We start from the raw sequence: 22326 nt of genomic DNA on the forward strand, positions 1-22326 counted from the left end.
CCACTACACTGATGGTGATGGGGCCAGAGAAGGGGCTTGAATTTGCCCGTGATCCGGGACTGGCTGTTTATATGTTGGTCAAAGCCGACGGAGAAGGTTTTGATGTGATTCAGACGGAACAATTTACTGCTCTGGCGAATCTGAAGTAACTGGGTATATATCCGGTTTGTCGCTGAAGAATTATTGAATAATCTGAGGTAAGTTCGTATGACTACTTTGCTTCTGGCTTTTGTTGTTATTGGTTTGATTATTACAGGTATGGCTGTCGGTGTATTGTTTGGTCGTAAACCGATCACCGGCTCCTGCGGTGGAATGAGTGCGATTGGTATGGTGTCCGATTGTGATATTTGCGGTGGTAATAAAGATATTTGTGAAACCGAGCAGGAAAAGAAAACCGGTAAAGCATCAGCCCGTACCGATCTGGCCTATGATGCAATGCAGAATGAAGAAAAGAATAAATAAGATCAGAATAGACAGCCGCACTTTGCGGCTGTCTATTTGGTATCAGGTATCGTCCTGAACAGATTTAAAAAGTTAACAAGAACGATCAATAATAAGAGAGTGCCTTGGCGGATACGCGGCCAAAGCATAATTGCTGACAGTGACTAATGAGTCCACATTAGATGCGTGCAGTCCACGAACGATCAGTATTAGAAGACTCAGGCACAGTCAGATCTAACACGACGGTTAGGGAGTTATTCGGCGACAATGGCGGTATATAATTACGACGTAGTAGTGATAGGTACAGGTCCTGCAGGTGAAGGCGCAGCAATGAATGCAGCTAAGCACGGTAAGCGTGTTGCGGTTGTTGAGATGCAGAGCTCTGTAGGTGGTAATTGCACTCACAAAGGTACTATCCCTTCCAAAGCGCTGCGTCATGCAGTGAAGCAGATCATCCAGTTCAACACCAACCGCATGTTCCGTGATATTGGTGAGCCACGCTGGTTTTCTTTCCCGAAAGTTCTGGAACGTTCCCAGCGCGTTATTGAGCGTCAGGTTCAGCTGAGAACGAACTTCTATGCCCGTAACCGCATTGATGTTTACTTCGGCAAAGCCCGTTTTCTGGATTCTCACACCGTAATGGTACGTGACCCGCATAACGGTACCGAAGAGCTGCGCGCTCAGAAGATCGTTATCGCTACCGGTTCCCGTCCTTACCGTCCGGCTGATATCAACTTCCGCCACCCCCGTATCTACTGCAGTGATACGGTTCTGACACTGGGCCACACGCCACGTCGTCTGATCATCTACGGAGCGGGGGTTATCGGCTGTGAATACGCATCTATCTTTAGTGGTCTGGGCGTAAAAGTCGATCTGATCGATAACCGTGATCGTCTGCTTTCCTTCCTGGATGACGAGATCTCGGATGCCCTCAGTTACCATCTGCGAAACACCGGTGTTCTGATCCGTCACAATGAAGAATATGAGAAAGTGACGGCTGATGAGCAGGGTGTCACTCTTGAGCTGAAATCCGGCAAGAAACTACGTGCTGATGCTTTCCTCTGGTGTAATGGTCGTTCCGGTAACACCGATGATATCGGTCTGGAGCTGGTAGGCCTTGAACCTAATGGCCGTGGGCAGCTGGAAGTCGATCAGCACTACCGCACCAGCGTAGAGCATATCTATGCGGTAGGTGATGTGATTGGTTGGCCGAGTCTGGCTAGCGCCGCCTATGACCAGGGTCGTTCTGCAGCGGCAGATATTCTTGATGATGATGAATTCCGCTTTGTGAACGAAGTTCCGACCGGTATTTACACCATTCCTGAGATCAGTTCTGTTGGTCAGAGTGAGCGTGAGCTGACCGAAGCCAAGATCCCGTATGAAGTGGGTCAGGCATTCTTTAAAGATACTGCCCGTGCTCAGATTACCAGCGAGACCGCCGGTATGCTGAAGATCCTGTTCCATCGCGAGACGATGGAACTGCTCGGCATTCACTGCTTCGGTGACCAGGCGTCTGAGATTGTGCACATTGGTCAGGCGATCATGAATCAGGAAGGTGAAGGCAATACGATCAAGTATTTCGTTAATAACACCTTCAACTATCCAACCATGGCGGAAGCCTATCGGGTAGCAGCTCTGAATGGTCTGAACCGACTGTTCTGATTGTCTAAGCTGGAAACAAGAAAACCCTGACCGGTTTATCCGCTCAGGGTTTTTTTATGCCTGAATGTGGGTGGTTTCTTAAAGCGTTAGCACCAGTGAGCAATGCAGCTTATTGCGGCCATAACGGTTCATAGCGCTGAAGTCCTCAAGGCTGACCGGAACCGCAATATTGTCGGTTGCTGTGTGCATCAGGTCATCATCAGGCTCCGGATCGCTCAGATACATAAAGGCATCATCGGCTCTGACCAGAGTTACCCAGTGCGGGATCTTGTTACGATTAAAGCGCCAGGTACTGATCAGGCTGATCACGCTGGCACCATCCTGCAGATGCTGCTGTAGTCTGTCCGTGCTGAGTTCCTCATGGTGCAGGTGGATATCGGAGCGTTCAATGTCCTGCATAAAACGCTCATGAACCTGAGTCATAATCTGTTTTTTACCCTCGTCCCGAACTGAATCGATAAAAGGTGTCTGCTCGGTATTGACGTAAAGATCGACACTAAAACCCCGACGCCAGGCACTCAGCGCTAAGCCGTGTGGTGAGCAACCGCCGTGACCTGAGAGCATAAAGATGGTGGTCGCCTCCCGCCAGATCTGAAGCTCTTCATCCAGCGTCATCGCCACCTGACTGTCCAATGCACACATCGCCATCAACAGGGCAGAAGGGCCGCAGGTAAACTCTGTATTCTGCCGGTAATAGGGCAGATTACGGGGCGTCGCGGCTATGCCCCTTAACAGACGCTTTTCCATCCGCAGCGCGGCCTGACCATCTTCGTAATAGTCTTGGATCATTCCGAAGCGTCGGTAACCCCGTTTCTCATACAGAGCGATGGCGGTGAGATTATCCTGTCGAACCTCCAGCCGCATAAAGACCTGATGACGCTCAGCGGCTTCCTGCTCCAATGTCTCCAACAATACCCCAGCGATACCTTGCCCCTGATGCGAGGGACTGACGGCGATAGAGTAGAGCCGTGCCAGACCTGTACCCCGCCGAAACAGGAGCAGGCCATAAGCGACCACTTCGGCATCCGGCAGATCATTTGAGAGAACCAGGCAGAGCGATGAGCTGGGCTGCTCATTATCTTTAGCACCCTGCACCGCAAGGAAGTGACGAAAGCTCCTGCGTGACAGGCGATCGGTACTGAAACAGCCATTCTCCAGAGCCAACAGCGCATTCAGGTCTTTGCGTTCTGCTTTTCTGGTGATCATTGTTGGTTTGTTTGCACTGCTGTTCATCTGTTTACCTGCCATCTGGCGAACCCTTGTTATTGTTCTTTGAGTCACTGCTTGCGAATCTCTTTCAACAGCTGGTCAATCCCGATACCCACAACCTGACGTAAGCGCATACTGACTGCGGCCTGCCAATGGGGATCATTCGGGCAGAAGTGACGCATCATAGCGAGGCTGGCGGGGGTGTCCGTCTCTGATAACGCCCCTTCCGATGAATCCTGATTGTTGTTGTAAAAACGCTGCTCTTCACACAGAACATCAAACAGCGCATCTGTCCCAAAGCTGCCCATCTCATAGGTCAGATAGCAGCCCCGGTAGCCCAAAAGCTGATGGAAGTAATAGTCCATCAGACCGGTCTTAGGAACCGAGCTGGAAGTCCCCAGTGCCGGGCGGGCCACCTGATTGCCAAACCACTGAGCGGCCTTAATATCTCCGGCACTGCCCGGTTCATGGTCACTGATCAGCTCGCCGTATGCATAGGGCCCCAGCCCCGTGTGCAGATCCAGCACGAGAACGTTTCTGGCACGATTCAGACTCAGGGTATTCAGGCCACTTATCAGTGTCTGATGACTCCAGGATGGCTTTTGGCCTCCATAGAAGAGGCTGTCAGGGTGCTGATACTGACCACCGCTGGCCGCTTCTTCATAACCTGTCGTGCCCAGAGTGCGTTGCCACTGATTCAACAGGAGGCTTCGTTCTTCCCGTGGCATAGCCAATGCCGGCAGCAGATCATTAAACGCGGCATTGACCGGCAAGGGAGCTGCAAAGTCGATAAAGTTGCGGTTCAGGTCGATATTCTGATGGTCACCACGACGTTGCCAGGCATAGCCCCAGGGATTCAGGGTGTGAATCATCAGAACAGCCAGATTAGCTCTTTGCTGGAGTACGCTAACCAGGTCCGGTAGCAGATGACGCTGCAGGCCTGATCCGGCATAACCTTCGACACCATGGGTACCGGATATCATCACCAGAACCGCCGGAGCCGAGTTTTCGCCCAACCAAAGCCAGTCGCTGCTTAGCGCTTCGCCCTGAGGGCCGGTTTCCGGATGGGCAAAGTGCAGCAGTTGACCGGGCAGAGTATCCAGAGCGGTACTGGCAAGGCTGCGGAACTGACGGCGCGCCTCAGAAAAAGGCAGCACAAAGTCTTCCGCCACAAGGGGAGTTTTTAACAGGGGCATATTTAGACGCCTCACACAAAATGACCTATAAAACTGGCCGCAACGGAAGTGATTCCGGATGCTGAAAGCAGGGGAGCGGCTCAGTGATCTTGTGACCTGTGCGGCACTGGGGCATAGATGCAGTACCGACAGGGGCGCTGTTGGCCAGAGATGACCGGGCGGCAAAAGGAGTTTTGCGCTTTGACGTCTGGTGGTTCAGCGAGTGGATAATACGCCCGATTTTTTTTTACTGACAAGTATTTTTTGCAGCCAATAGGCAAGTTTTTTACCGACTGTGCTCCAGCCTTTCTGCCAGATCCATGAATTAGGTTCTTAAGAATTTTTTAGTCAGAAAACAGAAAAATGCGGATGAAAATGTTCTATCAATTCTGATAAAAAAGAGTTGTCAGAGAACGTGCTACGGGAGCAAAATCCGCGACTTCTGCAGCGGTCTTTTCAGGTCTCTCTCAAGCGATTCCGCTTAACCGAAAAGCCCTTATGCATAGCCATTATTCAGGAAGCCGTGCTATGTCTGTTCTTTGCGTTGTGGTCGAAAATAAAGACGACTGGAAACCTTACTACCCGAGTCAGGATGTCATCACCTTTGATGAATACCTGAAAATGCCGGTGAAAAAGCGCCAGCGTACCCGGGTGATCAATCTGTGCCGAAACTATAAATACCTCAGTCGTGGCTACTACTGTTCTCTGCTGGCGGAAGCCCGCGGTCATACCGTGCTGCCTGCGGTGCAGTCGATTAACGATCTGGGGCGCAAAGCCCTCTACCTGATGCAGCTGGATGGCCTGTCGGAACTGGCGGATAAAAACAGCAAGCTGCTGGAAGGTGACAGTCTGACCCTGCGTATTTTCTTCGGTGAGACCGAACACAAGGCGCTGAAGCCGCTGGCGAAGAACCTGTTTGAGCGTTTTCCTGCTCCGGCGCTGGAACTGACGTTGGAACGCCGTAAGGTTTGGCAGCTGGAGAGCCTGCGTTTTCTGTCACTGAAGGATCTGAAAACCGAAAACGATCAGCAGCAGTTTGCTGAAGCCTTTGATCGTTTCAGCCGTAAGATGTGGCGCAAAGCCAAGCCTAAGAAGGGTGCACGCTTTGATCTGGCGATTCTGTATAACCCGGATGAGGCGCTGCCGCCCAGTGACGCTGTTGCCCTGAAGAACTTTATCAAGGCGGCTGAGAGTCTGGGTATTGATGCCGAGCTGATCACCAAGAAAGACTATATGCGTCTGGCGGAGTTTGATGCGCTCTTTATCCGTGAAACCACCAATATCGACCACCACACCTATCGCTTTGCCAAAAAAGCGGAGAGCGAGGGTCTGGTGGTGATGGATGACCCAACGTCGATTCTGCGTTGTACCAATAAGGTGTTCCTCTCGGATCTGCTGGCGGTGAATAAGGTGCCTGCACCTAAAACCCGTATCATCAGTGATCAGAGCAAGGCTGCTCTGGATCAGCTGGCGGATGAGATGGGCTTCCCTATGGTACTGAAGATTCCGGATGGTGCTTTTTCCAAAGGTATCGTTAAGGTATCTGACCGTGATGAACTGACCACGGCTGCCAAACAGCTGAGCCAGAAATCTGCTCTGCTGTTGGCACAGGAGTTTATGTATACCGAGTTTGACTGGCGTATTGGCGTGCTGAACAACAAGCCGATCTATGCCTGCCGCTACTACATGGTGAAAGATCACTGGCAGATCTATAACCACGGTGGTGCTGAAGTGGAGTCCGGCGGTTTTGATACCCTGCCGACCTATGAAGCGCCGAAGGCGGTGATCGATGCGGCTGTTAAAGCCAGTCGTCTGATTGGCGATGGCCTGTACGGCATCGACCTGAAACAGGCCGGTGATAAAGCCTATGTGATCGAGGTGAACGACAACCCGAGTATCGACTCCGATGTGGAAGATCTGTGGCTGAAGCAGGAGTTGTATCAGATCATCATGCAGGAATTTCTCAACCGACTGGAAAGGCGGGTGAGTGAATAGTCGCTGATTTTCAAAATAGAAGGCAGATTCGTGATGAATCTGCCTTTTCTGTTTATGGCTACAAACCTTTTTCTTAAGGAATATGGCATTATAGGCGAATCATTATTGGAGGATGTTGCATGTCATTGTTGCGCTCGGTATTCCCGTCTTTTCGGGTTGCTTTCTTAGTCGGATTTTCGCTGTTGGTCTCTGGTTGTGCCCAGCTGGGCGCTCTGATGGAAGGTTCTGTGAAATCTCCCGAAGTTGTGTCTAAAACGATCAAAGTCAGCAAAATGGATTTTAATTACATCTATTTTGATGCGGATATTGAATTGTTTAACCCGAATTCGATCGCCGTGGATTTAGATGGTTTTGATTACACCCTGGATGTGGATGGTAAGAAACTGATTCAGGGCGACAACAACGGCCTTAAGCTTAAGTCCAAAGGAACAGCCAAGATCAGCCTGCCGTTTAAAGTGGGGCTTGATAGCCTGGTCAAGCTAGCACCTGAATTGCTTGAAAAAGATGAACTGGAATACAAATTCGCTACTTTGCTGAAGCTAAATGGCCCCCTGGGTTTTAAATGGGAGCATCCGGTAACACTGACCAAGACTGTTCCGAATCCAAAGTTACCTTCCTTTAAAGCGCCTAAAATTAGTCTGGATACTGTCAGCCTGAGCGGTATGAGAGTTAAACTTGAGTTGCCTGTAAGCAATCCGAATGTCTTTGGTATTAATCTGGAACAACTCAGTGCTGCCCTGATTGTTAATGGCATGAAGCCAGTACAGGTTGATCGTGATAAAGCGTTACGTCTGGCGGCAAAAGATGAAACAACGTTGGATATTCCTCTAAGCTTCTCTTGGGACAGTGCAAGTAAATCTCTTCTTTCAATCCTGAAGAGTGGCGAGGTTCCCGATATTAAGCTGGATGGCAGTTGGAAGCTGAATCCTGACTTGCCGGGTTTTGACTCCCAGAAATCCAAGTTTGGTTTTAATAATAAAAACTGACCGGACCACAGCTTGCCCCTGTAATGGGATAGCATCTTTATAATTGATTGAAAGACTGCCTGACTCTAACGTTTCAGGCAGTTCTTTAATCAAAGGGATAAAAGAAATTTTTTAAAGACAGGATGCTTACTGTATGCCTTCACGTGAGCAGTTGATTCAGGTGATTAAAATTCAGACCGAGCTGGCAAAGCTGGGTCTGGATCTGGGGGGAGTGATGCAGTTTATCGTTGAGCAGACCCTCGACCTGATCAGTGCCGATGGAGCGGCAATTGAACTCGCCGAGGCGGGTGAAATGGTTTATCGTGCCGCTTCCGGACTGGCGCGTAGTCAGCTGGGACTACGTCTTAGTGTGGAAGCAAGCCTTTCTGGCCACAGTGTTCACAGTGGCGAGCCTCAGATCTGCGAAGACTCTGAAACGGATGAGCGCGTAGATAGAGATGCTTGCCGCAAAGTGGGGCTGCGCTCCATGATTATTCTGCCCCTCAAGCACAAGGGAGCAAGCGTGGGGGTCATTAAGGCCATGTCCGCTCAGCCTGGCAAGTTTACGCCCGGAGACATTACTCTGCTGGGTATGCTGACTGAGATGCTGGCCGCTTCGATGTTCTTCTCCGTCAAATACGATAATGACGACCTGTTTATCAAAGCGACTCACGATGAGATGACCGGACTTGCCAATCGGGCACTCTTTATGGATCGTTTGAGGAACAATGTCTCATTAAATATCCGCCATCAAACCGTCTCGGGTCTTCTGATGATTGATATGGATGACCTGAAAAAAGTAAATGATCACTTTGGTCACAGAACCGGTGATGCCGTATTGGCTGAGTTTTCACACCGCCTGAAACAGGTTATCCGAGAGACCGATACCGCCGCCCGAATGGGTGGGGATGAATTTGCTGTACTCCTGAATCCCCTCGATGATCTCAATGGCATCGACAGCCTGATCCTGCGTATCGAAGAGATCATCAAACCTCATTTTGAGTTTGAAGGTCAGCACTTCTGCCTGAAAGCCAGTATCGGCCGCGCCCTGATCCCACTGGATGGCACCGACCCCGAGCAGCTATTGGATAAAGCGGATCAGCGGATGTACGCTGACAAAAAAGCCCGCAAGGATCGCAGAAACGTCCAGCCGGAAAGTCAGGTTAAGATATTGCATTGATACGCTGTCTGCCGTGAGAGGCAGAAACAAAAAATGCGCCGCAGGGGCGCACTTTGTTGGAAAACAACCTACTCAATTCGGCAACCTTCCAAAGTTGCGCTTCAGCTATAAGGTAGTGAGCTGAATCTCATTTGCTGAGAGTGGGGGATTTTAGTGCAGGTGCATGTCGGCAGCAGAGCTAAAGGAGAAGCTAAATGGAGTTTAGTGGTGTAGAAATTTTAACATTAATTTTAACTAACACTGCTTTCTTGGCAGTACTAGGATGGTTCGCTAAATCAATTATGCAGCATGTTTTGAGCAGAGATATTGAAAAATTCAAGCTTGAATTAAAAGCTGAGTCCGATAGAAACATGGAGTCCTATAAGCACTCGTTTGAGGTTGAACGGACACGTTTGCAAATCTCATTTTCAGAGATTTTTTCTGATCAGGCAAAAATTATTATGGAGCTTTACAAGAGAATTTTGGAGTTAGAAGGTTATCTCAATGGTTGTCTTGATATCCAAACACAACGACAGGAATTTCAATCAAAGCTTGGTGAACTTAAGGAGTTTTATCACCTGAAGCGGATATTAATCCCTGAAAAATTAGACGCTTACGTTTATGAAGCGGTGAATCAAGGTTTTGTTGTTTGGGGTGAGTCATGTAATGAAGATCGCTCAGATATTTCAGAAAAAAGTTTCCGTGAAGTGAAAGAGCAGTGTCTGAGAGAAATCCGTTTATTGTTATCAGTTAATATCCAGAACTGACAAAAACGTCCCTTGGATGACTCCAAGGGGCGTTTTTGTTGGTGCAGTCTAAACCGTAAGGTTTAAGGCGTCAGGTGCCGCTTGGTTAGATCCCCGTAGGCATCAATACGGCGGTCGCGGAAATACGGCCAGATGCGACGGGTGTCTTCGGTGCGCTGTTTGTCGATGGTGGCGACCAGCACACAGGCGTCTTCACCGGCGTGTTGCAGCAGTTCACCCTGCGGGCCTGCGATAAAGCTGCCGCCCCAGAACTGGATGCCGTCACTCTGGCCGCTTGGGTCGGTTTCGTGACCCACGCGGTTTGCTGCCATCACCGGCAGGCCGTTGGCAACGGCGTGGGCGCGCTGAATGAGTGTCCAGGCATCTTTCTGACGACTTTGCTCGTCTGCGTCATCACGCGGGTCCCAGCCGATGGCGGTCGGGTAGAGCAGAATCTCGGCACCGGCCATCGCCATCAGGCGGGCGGCTTCGGGGTACCACTGATCCCAGCAGACCAGTACACCCAGTTTACCCACACTGGTTTCGATCGGGCTAAAACCGGGGCGGCCATCGTTAAAGGTGGCATCCCCCGGTGTGAAGTAGAACTTCTCGTAGAAGCCCGGATCATCCGGAATATGCATCTTGCGGTAAGTACCCGCCAGTGAGCCGTCTTTTTCAAAGACTACCGAGGTGTTGTGGTACAGACCCGGTGCCCGTTTTTCAAAGATCGAACCGACAATCACCATATTCAGCTCTTTTGCCAGTGAGGACAGGCGCTGGCTGGTGGGGCCATCAATCGGTTCTGCCAGATCAAACAGATCGGTGTCTTCGGTCTGACAGAAATACTGGGTGGCGTGCAGCTCCTGCAGCATCGCCAGTTCACAGCCCTGAGCGGCCAGTTCACGCAGCCCCTGCTCGCTGATGGAGAGGCTTTTTTCTTTGTCGTTAAAGGCGTGCTGTTGTACCAGACCTACTTTTAACGTGCTGTTTGCAGAGGATGTCATCAGGCCAGAACTCCTTCGGGCAGTTGCATGGTCAGGCAGTGCAGGCTGCCATACTGTTCAACAATCGGGCGGCAGTTGATGGCGATAATCTCATGGTTCGGGAAGGCGATCTGCATCTGGCTGATCGCTTTCTGATCCAGGGCTTCATCACCGTAGATCGGCAGCAGTACCGCGCCGTTAATAATCAGGAAGTTTGCGTAGGTGGAGGGCAGACGATCACCCTCTTCGCTGAAGCAAGGCTCGGCCATCGGCAGCGGCACCAGTTTGTACGGCTTGCCCTGATAGTCGGTGAAGGTTTTCAGCTGATCTTCCATCGCCTTAAGTGCGGCGTGGTGCTCATCGGTTTCATCGTCACATTGAACGTAAGCGATGGTGTGCGGATCACACAGGCGCGCCAGCGTATCCACATGGCTGTCGGTGTCGTCACCGGCAAGATAGCCGTGATCCAGCCACAGAATACGGCTCAGGCCAAACTTCTCGCTCAGTAGAGTTTCGATGGCTGCTTTATCCATAGCCGGGTTACGGGTCGGTGCCAGCAGACATTCACTGGTGGTCAGCAGGGTGCCGTAACCATCCGCTTCAATACTGCCGCCTTCCAGTACCAGATCGATGGTTTCCGACGCACAGCTGAACGCACCTGCCTGAGCCAGCTTACCGTTCAGTTCGGTATCCAGCCGGGCGTCAAACTTGTTACCCCAGCCGTTAAAAGTGAAGTCCAGCAGCAGCGGCTTGTCATCTTTAATAACGGTAATCGGGCCATGATCCCGCGCCCAGGTGTCGTTGGTCTCTTCAACAAATACACTCAGCTGCGCTGATAGCCCCAGAGCTGCAAAGTGATCGGTCACTTCCTGTTTTTTCGTATCGCTGGATACGGTGATCAGGACTTTTTCACGACGGGCGATCGCTTCAGCGATCTGATAAAACACCGGTTCAACCTGCGTCAGAAAAGGAGCCCAGTCGCTGTTGGCGTGGGGCCATGTCAGCATCACACCGCTTTGCGGAGCCCATTCCGGCAGCAGTTGATAGCGACCGGATGATGTTGTTTGGCGATCTGATGCCTGGGAGTCTGAAGCGATGCTCATCAGTAGCGATACCTTCACATGTAAAGATGAAATGAGAGATAGATCAGGGGGTTATCTGCCTGATTTTGTTTTGCCGACCGAAACTTGTAGCAAGCCTTTATGTCTTATGGGTTCCGGTCCATTTTGAGGCTGGAATTTAGCAGAGAATGCCGCTTTGTCCAGCGCTATTTCGCGGTTGGGGGTTGTCCGGCCCATACGGGTAACAAAACAGCAGCAATAGCGTTGGAAAAAAATGGCACAATTAGCGGAACACTTGGGGTTTAGCGTATGATAAGCCCACTAAAAACAGCCTGTTAGCGAGAGTATCTCTTTTGCGGGATATTCATTTGAAATGGGCGTTGGCTTCAGATAAGCCTGCGTCATAGCCTGAGTCGGACATGATGTTAGACAAGATTCCCTTTTTTATCGGTTTACGTTACACCCGCGCTAAACGGCGCAACCACTTTATTTCCTTTATCTCTTTAACGTCGATGCTGGGCCTGACCCTTGGCGTTGCTGTGCTGATTCTGGTGCTGTCGGTGATGAACGGCTTCGACCGTGAACTGCGCCAGCGAATTCTGGGTATGGTACCCCATGCGACCATCAGTTCTCAGAGTGGCTTTCAGAACTGGCCTGAGGTTGCTGAAAAGCTGGAACAGGATGAGCATATTCAGGCCGCGGTGCCCTATGTTAAGGCTCAGGGCATGTTTACCCATAAGGGTTATGTTCGCGGGGCGTTGGTCAATGGTGTGATGCCGGAGCTTGAAGGCAAGGTCTCCATCATGAAGGATCATATGGTGGCAGGCTCACTGGATGAACTTAAACCTGGTGAGTTCGGCATCATTATGGGTGACCTGCTGGCGCGCTTTATCGGCGTTGGTGTTGGTGACAAAGTCACCCTGATGATTCCCGAGGCCTCGATTACCCCTGCGGGGGTCTTTCCCCGTATGAAGCGCTTCACCGTGGTGGGGCTGTTCAGTGTCGGTGCTGAACTGGACAGTAATCTGGCGGTGGCTCATATCGAAGATATGCAGACCCTGATGCGGCTGGATAAAGATATTCACGGTCTGCGTCTGCAGCTGGATGATCTGTTTAAAGCCCGGGAAGTGGTCTGGAATCAACTGCAGGAGCTGCCCTCCTATATGCGGGGCAGTGACTGGACACGTACCCACGGCAATCTGTTTCAGGCGATCCAGATGGAAAAACGTATGATCGGCCTGCTGCTGATGATTGTGATCGCGGTGGCGGCATTCAATATCGTTTCCACGCTGGTGATGGTGGTGACGGATAAGCAGGGAGATATCGCCATTCTCCGGACTCTGGGCGCAACCCCCGCCACCATTATGGGCATCTTTATGGTTCAGGGGATTGTGATCGGGTTAACCGGTACTCTGATCGGGACGGGACTGGGTGTGCTGGCAGCGCTGAATGTCAGCGATTTTGTCGCCTGGGTTGAGCAGCTGATGGGTATCCAGTTCCTTGATAGTAATGTGTACTTTATCAGCTACCTGCCATCGGAACTGCGTTGGGATGATGTGGCGGTGATCACCGGTTCTGCCTTTGTGATGAGCTTCCTGTCGACTTTGTATCCTGCGTGGCGTGCGTCCCGTATTCAACCGGCGGAGGCGCTGCGTTATGAGTAATCAAGCAATGAATCACACCGATAAAATGCAAGCGGTTCTTGAATGTACCGACCTGTCGATGGAATACGTTAACGGGCCGGAAAAGGTCCAGGTGCTGAATCAGCTGAATTTCAGTGCTTATCGTGGTGAGCGTATCGCCATTGTGGGAAGTTCAGGTTCCGGTAAAACCACGCTGCTGCATCTGTTAGGTGGTCTGGATAAACCAACCTCAGGTGATGTCACCATTGATGGTAAAGCGCTGGCAAAACTCTCGGATGCTGAACTGGGTTTGTTCCGTAACCGGAGTCTGGGTTTTGTTTATCAGCTGCACCATCTGCTGCCGGAGTTTACTGCATTGGAAAATGTGCTGATGCCGATGCTGATTCGGGGTGATAAGCGTAAAGCGGTTTTGCCCCGGGCGACGGCGCTGCTGGAGCGCGTAGGACTGGGGCATCGTGTGGATCATAAACCCGCGGAGTTGTCTGGTGGTGAACGTCAGCGTGTGGCGATCGCCCGAGCCCTGGTCGGGGAGCCTGCCTGTGTACTGCTGGATGAACCCACCGGCAACCTTGACCCGAATACTGCAGAGTCGGTTAATCAGCTGATGCTGGAGATCGGTAAAGAGCACCTGACCTGCTTTATCACGGTAACCCATGATATGGCACTGGCACAGCGGATGGACCGTGTCCTGAAGCTGGATCAGGGGCAGTTATTAGAGTTGCCGCAAGAGGTCACCGGAGATTGATATGGTGGAAATAAAATGCCTGAAGCCCATCTTGGGCTTATTGGCTTTGTCTTTATCTGCCATTGTTATGGCGGAAACGGACGTTGTCACTGATGAGAAGCTTGCCCGTGCTGTAACGGATGTAAAGCTTGAAGGTCTTAGCGATGATTCCGATCCGGCTGCGATGAAACCTTTGGGCGTGTCTGAAGGATTATCCCGGGAACAGGAGCGCCTGCTGATGGCTGAGAAAATGGAGAATACCGCTGTCGAGCTGTTTAATCCGCCTTCTGCAATGCGCAAACGAGCCGAGCGTGAGATGAAGCTGGCTGATAATCCTTTGGTTTTTTTACCCTATAAAGCTAACTACTTTTTGCCGGTCAGTTATTACAGTGGTTATCAGGAATCCGCTACGTTTCGGGATACCGAATATGGCCCTGTTGAAGCCCAGTTTCAGATCAGTCTGAAATTTCCATTGGATACCGGGTTGTTCAGTAAAGATGACGCACTGATAGCCGCCTATACTCAACAGTCCTATTGGCAGCTTTATGAAAAGTCGTCACCCTTTCGGGAAACCATGTATGAGCCAGAACTTATTTATGGGATGAGCCTGAATAAGCTTCTGTTCAGCGACCTCAAATTAGAAGGTTTTACACTGGGTATTAATCATCAATCCAATGGTCAGGGGGGAGACTTTTCCCGCAGCTGGAACCGGCTGTTTGCTGAGGTGTTTTTTGCCACCGGTAACTGGGGGATTGCTGTTAAGCGTTGGTATCGTATCCCGGAGCCAGCCTCGGAGGATGATAATCCTGATATTAAAAACTATGTGGGGATCAGCGAAGTTGGAATGGCTTATACCAAATCAAATCATGTATTAACCTTCCGTATGAAGAATCATATCGACAGTGATTTTTCCCGGGGGAACACCCAGTTCAGCTGGAGTTTTCCTATGGCGGGTGAAAGGTATAAGGGATACATACTGTTGCGTAGCGGCTATGGGGATACCCTGGCAGACTATGATACCTATACCAATCGGGTTGCCCTGGGGATTTCTATTAACGATATTCTTTGATGTCTCAGCTTGTTTCTGTGGCCGGTCATCAAAAAAAGAGCCTGATTGGTTTCCCCCGATCAGGCTCTTTTTTGATTAAAGGGCAGGCAAGATTGTACCTGTTGAACGATTGGGCTACTGATCACTCTCTTTCTCAGAATCATTCTGAGGTTTTCTTAGTAGCGGTAACCGGTTTTTGCGGCTTTTCCAGCTTTTACTGACATGCCAGCGCCAGAGCAGGCGTATGCCGATATTGCTCAGTATGGCCATAATCACTGCTACGACGACTGAGCCCAGATAGAGGGGTTGCCAGGAATCATTCAGCAGTTGCCCCAACCACTCTAAGGTCAGTTCATCCGGCATAGGTTGAGCTTCTACCCCTAAAATCCATGCGCCAACTAAGTAGGTACCATAAAACATGACGGGCATGGTGACAGGGTTTGTGATCCAGACTAAACCAAGGGAGATTGGCAGGTTACAGTGCAGCAGCATCGCTCCGGCTGCGGCCATCACCATCTGAAAAGGAACCGGGATAAAGGCACAGAATATGCCTATCATAAAAGCATTGGCGACTGAGCGTCGTGTCAGATGCAAGAGACCGGGGTCATCAAGAAGTTTGCCAAGAAAGCGCAGAGACTTCTGTTGCTGCAGCTTTTTAGGATCGGGCATGTATTTCTTGATGATACGTCTTGGCATGTTTGGGTCACCTTCTGAGAGCGGATCATTATCCACATATTCGACCTTCACTCCAGAGACGAAGGTCAAAAAAAACATCATCCGGACAGGAGGTCAGGTCGATGTGGTTTTTTGTTGTTATTTTAGGGGTTATGGCGGGTCTGACGGATAACGACTGGCCGCCCATTGAGGCCCTGTTTCTGCTGGGGTTGATCACTGTTTCACTGCTCAGGCAGTGTACCTCTTGTCGGGTATGCTTTGCGACAGGGCTTGGCATTCTAGCCTATCTGTATGCAAACCTGTATCTGGCCGTCTTATTTGAGAATTCGCTGCCGGAATATCTTTATGGTCAATCCTTGCAGGTTGATGGAGAGGTCGTTGATGTTCTTAAGGCATCGGAGAACCATCAGCAGGTCCGATTCCAGGTAGATGACTGTCAGATTGTGGCGTTGCCCGTTGCACTCAAAGCACCTTCAAAAAAACAGGTTCACGATGATAGGTGTCGCTTTTCAGGGGATGTGATACTCAACCGTTACCTTAAGCCTCTTTCTGATAACAATCTTCAGGGTGGCAAGGAATCAGCGCCCATTAATGACCTGTCGGGGCGCATGAGGCCAGGTGAGAGATGGCGGTTATCGGTTCGTTTGTATCCGATCAGAGGTTTTGTGAATCCGGGTCAGAGCCGTTACCGGCTGTTGCAGTTGGCAAAAGGGATAATGGCCAGAGGTTATGTGAAGAATGATGCTCAGAGTCTTCGTCTTAGTGCTGCTTCGCAATGGCGTCAGTGGCAAAGTGATTGGCGCTCAGCCTTAAGATTGAAGGCGGGTCAGCCAGGATTACCTCTGGTTTCAACGCTTCTTACCGGCAAAAGCGATTCTTTATCTTCGGAACAGTGGTCGCTGTTACAGCAGACCGGGACGGTGCATCTTGTGGTCGTTTCCGGTCTGCATCTGGGGGTGTTGTTAGGCGCAGGCTGGTTGCTGGTCTCTCTGTTGCCAAGAATTGTTCCCTTAGACCGTTATTGGCAGCGCTTGGTTTTGTTGCTTGCCCCTGTTTTGCTGTTACTGCCTATGTTGTTGATCTGGCCACCTGGAGTCGCGATTTCCCGTGCTTTGCTGATGGCTCTATTGGTTATTTTTATCCGAGCAAGAGGTGTTCATATATCTCCATTCAGCATTCTAATGTTTGTGGTGATCTTATTACTGATCAGCCAACCTCTTTATCTGCTCCGTCCCGGATTTTATTACAGTGTTTGGGCCGTCGCTCTATTACTGATGCAGGTATCCGGAGGTCGGCAGGCTGGGTTATTTCTCAGAATACAACTGGTACTGATGGCTGGTTTATTACCGCTGCAGCATATTTGGCTGAATACTCCGGATCTGATTTCCGGGCTGATCAATTTAGTGGCTATCCCCTTAGTTTCTCTTCTGATTCTGCCACTGGCTCTTGTGATGGTGCTGTCACCGTTTGAGGCCGTAAGCTCACTGGCAACCTGGTTAATGGCGTTTCTTGAGCCTGCTTTTTGGCAGGTACTGGAGTTTGGTGGGAACTCTGGTTGGGGCGTGCCTGTTTTTTCACCGTGGTTATACGGGCTCCTGGTTTTGTTTGCGATCGTTTGGGCGTTACCGGTAATTCCGGGGCGGGCGGTAGTTTTGCTGGCCTTGTTGACTGCACTGGTGGTTCCTGGTGATGAAGGTGAAAAGAGTTCAGCAAAGGGATTTGAAATAGAGGTCTTTGATGTTGGGCAGGGATTAGCGGTGGCTGTAGCCGCTGATGATCAGCTGTTGGTCTATGATACAGGGCCTGTATTTCGTTCGGGTTTTGCGCCTGTTGCTATGGTGCTTCCGCCCAGACTGAGGTCTGAGGGGCTAGGGATTGATCTTTTAGTTGTCAGTCATGATGACCGAGATCATGCCGGAGGACTGGAAGAATTATTGCCCTTCAGCAACAGGGTTCTGGCGGGGCAGGCTGAACGGATTTTGCTTGATGATCGGTTGGTTTTTTCATGCTATCAGGGGCAGACGTGGCGCTGGGGGCAGGTTTCAATAGAGGTGCTCTATCCGCCGAAGCATCCGTTGCGGGTGACGAATCGTTCTGATAATGACCGTTCCTGTGTCCTTAAACTTCAGTCTGTGGAATACCCTGATCAAAGTATTCTTTTGACAGGGGATATCGATTCTGTGGCTGAGCGATGGCTATTGTCATCTGGACAGGATCTTTCGGCACGTTGGTTAGTGGCCAGTCACCACGGCAGTGCCGGCGGTAATAGCCTGGCTTTTCTTTCTGCGGTTTCACCTGAAGGTGTAATCTATTCTGCTGGTTATCGTAACAGCTATGGCCATCCGGCAAAAAAAGTTCAGCAACGACTGGCTTATCTGCGGCGGAAGGACTCTGATGCAAAAAGAAACATAAACCCCGACCACTTTCCTTTATTTTATCGTGAATATAATACGGCTGACCTTGGGGCGCTTAAGTTGCGGGATCTGAATGGCGATGGTCGTTGGGAAATACAGGGTCAAAGAGAGTTAGTTCCAAAGCGTTGGCTCTGGCGTAAGTTAAATTAGTTGTGCTGGATAAGGCATCAAGCCGGTAATCGGTGACTCGGATCAATCCTCACGTGTATCAGGAAGGCATAGCGTCTTTTACATTCAGCCACGGTGCTCAATGGTGTAAACTAGCGGACTAAAATTCCGACAATCACTTGTTCAGCAAAGGAAAAAAAGTGGATTTCATTTTTTCTGCCGGTGGCTGGCTTATGCTACCCATTATGGCCTCATCCGTGGCTGCTGTTGCCATTATCTTTGAGCGTTTCTGGGTGCTGCGTCGAGAGAGAATCGCTCCGTCAGCGCTGAGGCAGCAGGTGGTTCGGCAGGCTCTTTCTGCGCCTATGTCGTCGACTCAGCTTTATGAGCTGGAACAGGGTTCTCCGCTAGGTTTTCTGTTTGCGGCCGGGTTGCGCAATCTGGAGTTCAGCCGGGATGTGATGAAAGAGTCCATCGAAGAGGCAGCGGCAGCGGTTGTACATGAATTGGAACGCTTTTTGAGTCTGCTGGGGTCTATCGCGGCTATTACACCTCTGCTGGGCTTGTTAGGCACGGTCCTTGGGATGATTGATGTCTTTGCTGTCATTATGGAGCAAGGAGCTGGAAAAGCTCCGGCGCTTGCGGGAGGTATCTCTCAGGCGTTAGTGACAACGGCTGCGGGGTTGTCTGTTGCGATCCCGGCGGTGCTGTTTCATCGCTTCTTTGAGCGCCGTGTGCAGGATATGGTGGTGCATCTGGAGCAGGAGTCGATCAAGCTGGTTGATGAGCTGTATGGCCAGCGAGCCAAAGCCGATGCTGATATTAGAGATGGTGCCCCATCGATACAAAGTCGGAAGAGTAAGGTTGTTTCAGCGTGAAATTCCAACGTAGAAGCTCAGAGCCCGTCAGTCTTAATCTAACGCCACTTATCGATGTGGTGTTTCTGTTGCTGATCTTCTTTATGGTATCGACGACCTTTGATCAGAGTGCGGAGCTGGAGTTACAGCTACCCGAAACGGTCAATGGGCAGAGTTCAGATCAGCCTGTATCCCTTAAAGTTGAGGTTCCGGAAAGCGGGGCTGTTTACCTGAACGGCAAGGCGGTAGAGGATCTGGCTGCGTCATTAAACGTTTTTCTGGAACAGAAAAAAACGCCTGGAAGTGTTGTTTTGATTGCTGATGAAAGAGCCCGTCACGGTAGGGTTACGCAGGTGTTGGATGCGCTGGCTGGTGCAGGGTTAACACAGATTAGTTTTCAGACCCGATTTAAACGTTAATTGGGGTTGTTTAGTTTAAGGATCTTTTTTTTGAAAAGTATTGAAAGTTCTTCTCAGGAAAGTGCCAGTCAAATCTATCGAAGGCTTCTCGGTTATGTCAGGCCTTATGCTATGGCATTTATGGTTAGTGTATTTGGCTATGCTCTTTATGCTGCAGCTAGTACCGCTTTTGCTGAGTTAATGCGTTACTTAATTGATACCGTTGAGAAAGGGGATGCCCAGTTTCGGGTTGTCTTTCCTTTACTTATGATTTCAGCCTTTGCAGTTCGGGGGTTGGGAACCTTTCTCGGGGTCTATTTTATGGCCATTGTTTCCAGAGGAATTGTTCACGATCTGCGATGTCAGCTGTTTGATAAGTATTTGGTTTTGCCTGTGAGCTACTTTGATAATCACTCGTCTGGCCACCTTATATCCAAGATCACTTTTGTTGCCGATCAGGTTACTCAGGCGGCTTCCAATGCCATTACGGTGGTGATTCGTGAGGGGCTTTTTGTCATAGGCTTATTGGCCTACCTGTTCTACACCAACTGGAAGCTGACTCTTATTTTTGTTGCGTTGTCGCCCCTGATTGGCCTTATCGTTAGCTATACCAGTAAACGCTTCCGGAAGATCAGCAAAAGAATTCAGAAATCGATGGGGGATGTCACGCATGTGGCCTCTGAATCTATCGGTGGCTTTCGGGTTGTCAGGACTTTCGGTGGTGAGGCGTATGAACGTACCCGTTTTGTTGCTGCCAGTGATAAAAGCAGGCAACAGTTTCTGAAAATGGCGGTAACTAAGGCCTTGAGTACTCCCTTGGTTCAGCTGATCGTTGCGCTTGCCATGGGGATTCTTGTTTGGCTGGCTTTGGCACCGGAAGTGATGAGTGGTATGACACCGGGTCAGTTTATTGCGTTCATCACTGCAGCCTCCCTTATGGCTAAGCCGATACGACAGTTAACCAATGTTAATAGCATTATTCAAAAAGGGGTCGCTGCAGCTTCAGACCTTTTTGAACAGTTTGATGAAATGCCTGAGCCAGATAATGGCGAGAAAGATGTTGATCTCGTTAAAGGTGATGTTGAAATTCAGGATGTGAAATTCAACTACCCTAATACTGAAAAACAGGTGTTGAAAGGGATCAACTGTCAGGCTAAAGCGGGTCAGGTGGTTGCTCTGGTTGGCCGCTCAGGTAGTGGTAAGTCAACACTGGTCAATCTTATTCCCCGCTTCTATGAACCTGCATCCGGTCGTATTCGGATTGATGGAACCGATATCGCTGAGTTTACCCTAGCCAGTTTACGTCGTCAGATCTCCATGGTGACTCAGCAGGTAACATTGTTTAACGATACCGTGGCAAATAACATTGCCTATGGGCAGCCTAATGCGACCCGTGAGCAGGTCGAAGCGGCGGCTAAATCAGCTTACGCGATGTCCTTTATTGAAGAGTTGCCTGAAGGTTTGGATACTTTAGTGGGGGATAATGGTGTTCTGTTGTCCGGCGGGCAGCGTCAGCGTTTAGCTATTGCCCGGGCTATTCTGAAAGATGCCCCGATTCTGATTTTGGATGAAGCAACTTCAGCACTGGATACCGAGTCTGAGCGGTATATTCAGAAGGCGTTGGATGAAGTCATGAAGAACCGAACAACGTTTGTGATTGCTCACCGACTGTCAACGATTGAAAATGCAGACATCATTATGGTGATGGATCAGGGTGAGATTATCGAGTCTGGTGGCCACAAAGAACTGTTGGAGAAAGGAGGGGCATACGCTCAGCTACATTCTATGCAGTTCAGTGAGGATGATGAGGCGTAACACGTGAAAGCACTGGAGAAAGCCTGGTATTCCCATGCAAAGTGGCCATTGCTGCTTTGGCCACTTGAAGGCGTATATCAACATCTGGCCCATAAAGATCAGACAAAGAAACGGTCCCGGCAGAAACCTTTGCCTGTTCCGGTCATTGTTGTTGGTAATATCACAGTGGGTGGTACTGGTAAGTCTCCGATGGTTTCGCTTCTCTGCCGAGTGTTACAGCATCATGGTTGGCACCCGGGGGTTATTAGTCGTGGGTATGGCGGAAAAAGAACCGATGGTCCGGTTGCGGTCACTGCGGATAGCGATGCCCGGGATGTCGGTGATGAACCGGTTATGCTGGCGGCACAGACAGAATGTCCGGTTGTTATTGATCAGGACCGGTATCGTGCAGCTTCTGCGCTGCTGAACAAAAGTTTTTTTCAGAAAAACTTCCCCGCACATACTGCCTGTAATCTGATTATCAGTGATGATGGTTTACAGCATCTTAGCCTGCCAAGAGATATTGAATGGGTGATCATTGATGCTGCCCGAGGTCTGGGTAACGGCCACTGTCTTCCTGTTGGACCTTTAAGGGAACCGGCTGATCGCTTAAAAAAAGTGACTCAGGTTTTTGCCAACGGCAGTATACATCCGGTTGAGATTGCAGGGGTTCAGGCCCAGCCAAAGAAGTTGGCCCCCCGTTATTGGCGCAACCTGCGTACCGGGGAAACCTTCTCCGCAAGTCGTCCTCCCTTTCGAACCTCTGAACGCCGGCCTGCCTTTGCTATGGCAGGTATTGGTAACCCTGAGCGGTTTTTCCAGACTCTTGAAGATCTGGATGTCCATATCGAACGGCATCCGTTCCCGGACCACCACATTTTTAAAGACCATGAGGTGCCGGATGGTCGGGTTGTACTGATGACAGCGAAAGATGCGGTTAAGTGTCGAAGCTGGGCTGAAGAAAACCATTGGGCTTTGGATGTTGAAGCCAGAATCAAGCCCGAACTGATTGAAAATTTACACCATCAACTAGTCAATGTTTTAAAGAGAAAACACCATGGATAAGCAATTATTAGCCCTTTTGGTTTGCCCTATTTGCCAGGGACAACTGATCTACAAAAAAGAGCAGAACGAGCTGATCTGCAAGCCGGATGGCCTGGCTTTCCCTGTGCGGGATAACATTCCGGTGATGCTGGAAAATGAAGCGCGTACGCTGACTGCTGATGAGCGCCTGGAAAAGTAAGCAGAACATCGCTTAACCCTGTTTTT

At 50.2% G+C, this 22326-nt stretch carries 20 protein-coding genes; 15 read left to right on the top strand and 5 right to left on the bottom strand.

All coding sequences use genetic code 11. The features are described from left to right. Positions 1-207 precede the first annotated feature (207 nt). Both nqrM and sthA read left to right on the top strand, forming a co-directional pair. On the top strand, positions 208-462 hold the full coding sequence (gene nqrM, locus AC4GL5_RS09790; protein ID WP_490382597.1) for a (Na+)-NQR maturation NqrM: 255 nt from the start codon (positions 208-210) through the stop codon (positions 460-462). Between the two features lie 246 nt (positions 463-708). Beyond that, entirely contained in the window at positions 709-2103 is a 1395-nt protein-coding gene (gene sthA / locus AC4GL5_RS09795) for a Si-specific NAD(P)(+) transhydrogenase (protein WP_490382598.1), read from the top strand. Positions 2104-2181: 78 nt separating this feature from the next. On the opposite strand, the gene AC4GL5_RS09800 is transcribed toward sthA, so the two are convergent. Further along, entirely contained in the window at positions 2182-3336 is a 1155-nt protein-coding gene (locus AC4GL5_RS09800) for a GNAT family N-acetyltransferase/peptidase C39 family protein (protein WP_490382599.1), read from the bottom strand. Positions 3337-3380: 44 nt separating this feature from the next. Continuing rightward, positions 3381-4508 (bottom strand): DUF2817 domain-containing protein, encoded by a 1128-nt coding sequence (locus tag AC4GL5_RS09805; RefSeq protein ID WP_490382600.1) that lies wholly within the window; start codon positions 4506-4508, stop codon positions 3381-3383. 507 nt (positions 4509-5015) lie between these two features. Between AC4GL5_RS09805 and AC4GL5_RS09810 the strand changes: the two genes are divergently transcribed. The 4 genes from AC4GL5_RS09810 to AC4GL5_RS09825 all read left to right on the top strand — a co-directional run bounded on the left by AC4GL5_RS09810 (position 5016) and on the right by AC4GL5_RS09825 (position 9373). Next, positions 5016-6482 carry a RimK family ATP-grasp domain-containing protein gene (locus AC4GL5_RS09810; RefSeq protein ID WP_490382601.1) on the top strand — a complete coding sequence of 489 codons (1467 nt, stop codon included), beginning with the start codon at positions 5016-5018 and terminating at the stop codon, positions 6480-6482. Between the two features lie 119 nt (positions 6483-6601). After that, positions 6602-7468, top strand: a complete 867-nt coding sequence (locus AC4GL5_RS09815; protein ID WP_490382602.1) for an LEA/WHy family protein — start codon at positions 6602-6604, stop codon at positions 7466-7468. A gap of 133 nt (positions 7469-7601) precedes the next feature. Further along, positions 7602-8627, top strand: a complete 1026-nt coding sequence (locus tag AC4GL5_RS09820; protein WP_490382603.1) for a sensor domain-containing diguanylate cyclase — start codon at positions 7602-7604, stop codon at positions 8625-8627. Between the two features lie 194 nt (positions 8628-8821). Continuing rightward, positions 8822-9373, top strand: coding sequence for a hypothetical protein (locus AC4GL5_RS09825; RefSeq protein ID WP_490382604.1), 552 nt, complete (start codon positions 8822-8824; stop codon positions 9371-9373). A gap of 62 nt (positions 9374-9435) precedes the next feature. Here the strand turns inward: AC4GL5_RS09825 and AC4GL5_RS09830 are convergent, their stop codons facing one another. Further along, complete coding sequence (locus tag AC4GL5_RS09830; RefSeq protein WP_490382605.1) at positions 9436-10356, bottom strand: carbon-nitrogen hydrolase; 921 nt, start codon at positions 10354-10356, stop codon at positions 9436-9438. Further along, the gene (locus AC4GL5_RS09835; RefSeq protein ID WP_490382606.1) at positions 10356-11438 is read right to left on the bottom strand and encodes an agmatine deiminase family protein; all 1083 of its coding nucleotides are present in this window, start codon (positions 11436-11438) and stop codon (positions 10356-10358) included. Before AC4GL5_RS09835 ends, AC4GL5_RS09830 begins: the two co-directional genes overlap by 1 nt. 380 nt (positions 11439-11818) lie before the next feature. Here AC4GL5_RS09835 and AC4GL5_RS09840 point away from each other — a divergent pair, with 380 nt between their 5' ends. From AC4GL5_RS09840 to AC4GL5_RS09850, 3 genes are read left to right on the top strand one after another with little or no spacing between them, the layout of a single operon-like run. Next, positions 11819-13060: a lipoprotein-releasing ABC transporter permease subunit gene (locus AC4GL5_RS09840; RefSeq protein WP_490382648.1), complete on the top strand. Its 1242-nt coding sequence runs from the start codon at positions 11819-11821 to the stop codon at positions 13058-13060. Beyond that, complete coding sequence (lolD, locus tag AC4GL5_RS09845; protein ID WP_490382607.1) at positions 13053-13784, top strand: lipoprotein-releasing ABC transporter ATP-binding protein LolD; 732 nt, start codon at positions 13053-13055, stop codon at positions 13782-13784. The genes AC4GL5_RS09840 and lolD overlap by 8 nt, the downstream gene beginning before the upstream one ends. 1 nt (position 13785) lies before the next feature. Beyond that, a complete protein-coding gene (locus tag AC4GL5_RS09850; protein ID WP_490382608.1) occupies positions 13786-14832 on the top strand; it encodes a phospholipase A in 1047 nt (348 codons plus the stop codon). 114 nt (positions 14833-14946) lie between these two features. Here the strand turns inward: AC4GL5_RS09850 and AC4GL5_RS09855 are convergent, their stop codons facing one another. After that, positions 14947-15507: a DUF2062 domain-containing protein gene (locus AC4GL5_RS09855; RefSeq protein WP_490382609.1), complete on the bottom strand. Its 561-nt coding sequence runs from the start codon at positions 15505-15507 to the stop codon at positions 14947-14949. Between the two features lie 101 nt (positions 15508-15608). On the opposite strand from AC4GL5_RS09855, the gene AC4GL5_RS09860 reads away from it, so the two are divergent. The 6 genes from AC4GL5_RS09860 to AC4GL5_RS09885 all read left to right on the top strand — a co-directional run bounded on the left by AC4GL5_RS09860 (position 15609) and on the right by AC4GL5_RS09885 (position 22300). Continuing rightward, positions 15609-18050, top strand: coding sequence for a DNA internalization-related competence protein ComEC/Rec2 (locus AC4GL5_RS09860; RefSeq protein WP_490382610.1), 2442 nt, complete (start codon positions 15609-15611; stop codon positions 18048-18050). A 158-nt stretch (positions 18051-18208) separates the two neighbouring features. Next, positions 18209-18886 (top strand): MotA/TolQ/ExbB proton channel family protein, encoded by a 678-nt coding sequence (locus tag AC4GL5_RS09865; protein ID WP_490382611.1) that lies wholly within the window; start codon positions 18209-18211, stop codon positions 18884-18886. Continuing rightward, positions 18883-19284, top strand: coding sequence for an ExbD/TolR family protein (locus AC4GL5_RS09870; RefSeq protein ID WP_490382612.1), 402 nt, complete (start codon positions 18883-18885; stop codon positions 19282-19284). The genes AC4GL5_RS09865 and AC4GL5_RS09870 overlap by 4 nt, the downstream gene beginning before the upstream one ends. Positions 19285-19314: 30 nt before the next feature. Further along, complete coding sequence (gene msbA, locus AC4GL5_RS09875; protein WP_490382613.1) at positions 19315-21078, top strand: lipid A export permease/ATP-binding protein MsbA; 1764 nt, start codon at positions 19315-19317, stop codon at positions 21076-21078. Positions 21079-21081: 3 nt separating this feature from the next. Then, a complete protein-coding gene (gene lpxK, locus AC4GL5_RS09880) occupies positions 21082-22122 on the top strand; it encodes a tetraacyldisaccharide 4'-kinase (RefSeq protein WP_490382614.1) in 1041 nt (346 codons plus the stop codon). Beyond that, positions 22115-22300 carry a Trm112 family protein gene (locus tag AC4GL5_RS09885; protein WP_490382615.1) on the top strand — a complete coding sequence of 62 codons (186 nt, stop codon included), beginning with the start codon at positions 22115-22117 and terminating at the stop codon, positions 22298-22300. The genes lpxK and AC4GL5_RS09885 overlap by 8 nt, the downstream gene beginning before the upstream one ends. Positions 22301-22326 lie beyond the last annotated feature (26 nt).

Source organism: Oceanospirillum sp. (genome assembly GCF_982874595.1).

Excerpts from the sequence above, each read along its gene's own strand:
- nqrM (WP_490382597.1), top strand. The coding sequence starts at position 208 with ATGACTACTTTGCTTCTGGCTTTTGTTGTTATTGGTTTGATTATTACA.
- AC4GL5_RS09815 (WP_490382602.1), top strand. The coding sequence starts at position 6,602 with ATGTCATTGTTGCGCTCGGTATTCCCGTCTTTTCGGGTTGCTTTCTTA.
- AC4GL5_RS09855 (WP_490382609.1), bottom strand. The coding sequence starts at position 15,507 with ATGCCAAGACGTATCATCAAGAAATACATGCCCGATCCTAAAAAGCTG.
- lolD (WP_490382607.1), top strand. The coding sequence starts at position 13,053 with ATGAGTAATCAAGCAATGAATCACACCGATAAAATGCAAGCGGTTCTT.
- AC4GL5_RS09805 (WP_490382600.1), bottom strand. The coding sequence starts at position 4,508 with ATGCCCCTGTTAAAAACTCCCCTTGTGGCGGAAGACTTTGTGCTGCCT.
- sthA (WP_490382598.1), top strand. The coding sequence starts at position 709 with ATGGCGGTATATAATTACGACGTAGTAGTGATAGGTACAGGTCCTGCA.
- AC4GL5_RS09835 (WP_490382606.1), bottom strand. The coding sequence starts at position 11,438 with ATGAGCATCGCTTCAGACTCCCAGGCATCAGATCGCCAAACAACATCA.
- AC4GL5_RS09885 (WP_490382615.1), top strand. The coding sequence starts at position 22,115 with ATGGATAAGCAATTATTAGCCCTTTTGGTTTGCCCTATTTGCCAGGGA.
- AC4GL5_RS09810 (WP_490382601.1), top strand. The coding sequence starts at position 5,016 with ATGTCTGTTCTTTGCGTTGTGGTCGAAAATAAAGACGACTGGAAACCT.
- AC4GL5_RS09825 (WP_490382604.1), top strand. The coding sequence starts at position 8,822 with ATGGAGTTTAGTGGTGTAGAAATTTTAACATTAATTTTAACTAACACT.
- AC4GL5_RS09840 (WP_490382648.1), top strand. The coding sequence starts at position 11,819 with ATGTTAGACAAGATTCCCTTTTTTATCGGTTTACGTTACACCCGCGCT.
- AC4GL5_RS09830 (WP_490382605.1), bottom strand. The coding sequence starts at position 10,356 with ATGACATCCTCTGCAAACAGCACGTTAAAAGTAGGTCTGGTACAACAG.
- AC4GL5_RS09850 (WP_490382608.1), top strand. The coding sequence starts at position 13,786 with ATGGTGGAAATAAAATGCCTGAAGCCCATCTTGGGCTTATTGGCTTTG.
- AC4GL5_RS09800 (WP_490382599.1), bottom strand. The coding sequence starts at position 3,336 with ATGAACAGCAGTGCAAACAAACCAACAATGATCACCAGAAAAGCAGAA.
- AC4GL5_RS09860 (WP_490382610.1), top strand. The coding sequence starts at position 15,609 with ATGTGGTTTTTTGTTGTTATTTTAGGGGTTATGGCGGGTCTGACGGAT.
- AC4GL5_RS09820 (WP_490382603.1), top strand. The coding sequence starts at position 7,602 with ATGCCTTCACGTGAGCAGTTGATTCAGGTGATTAAAATTCAGACCGAG.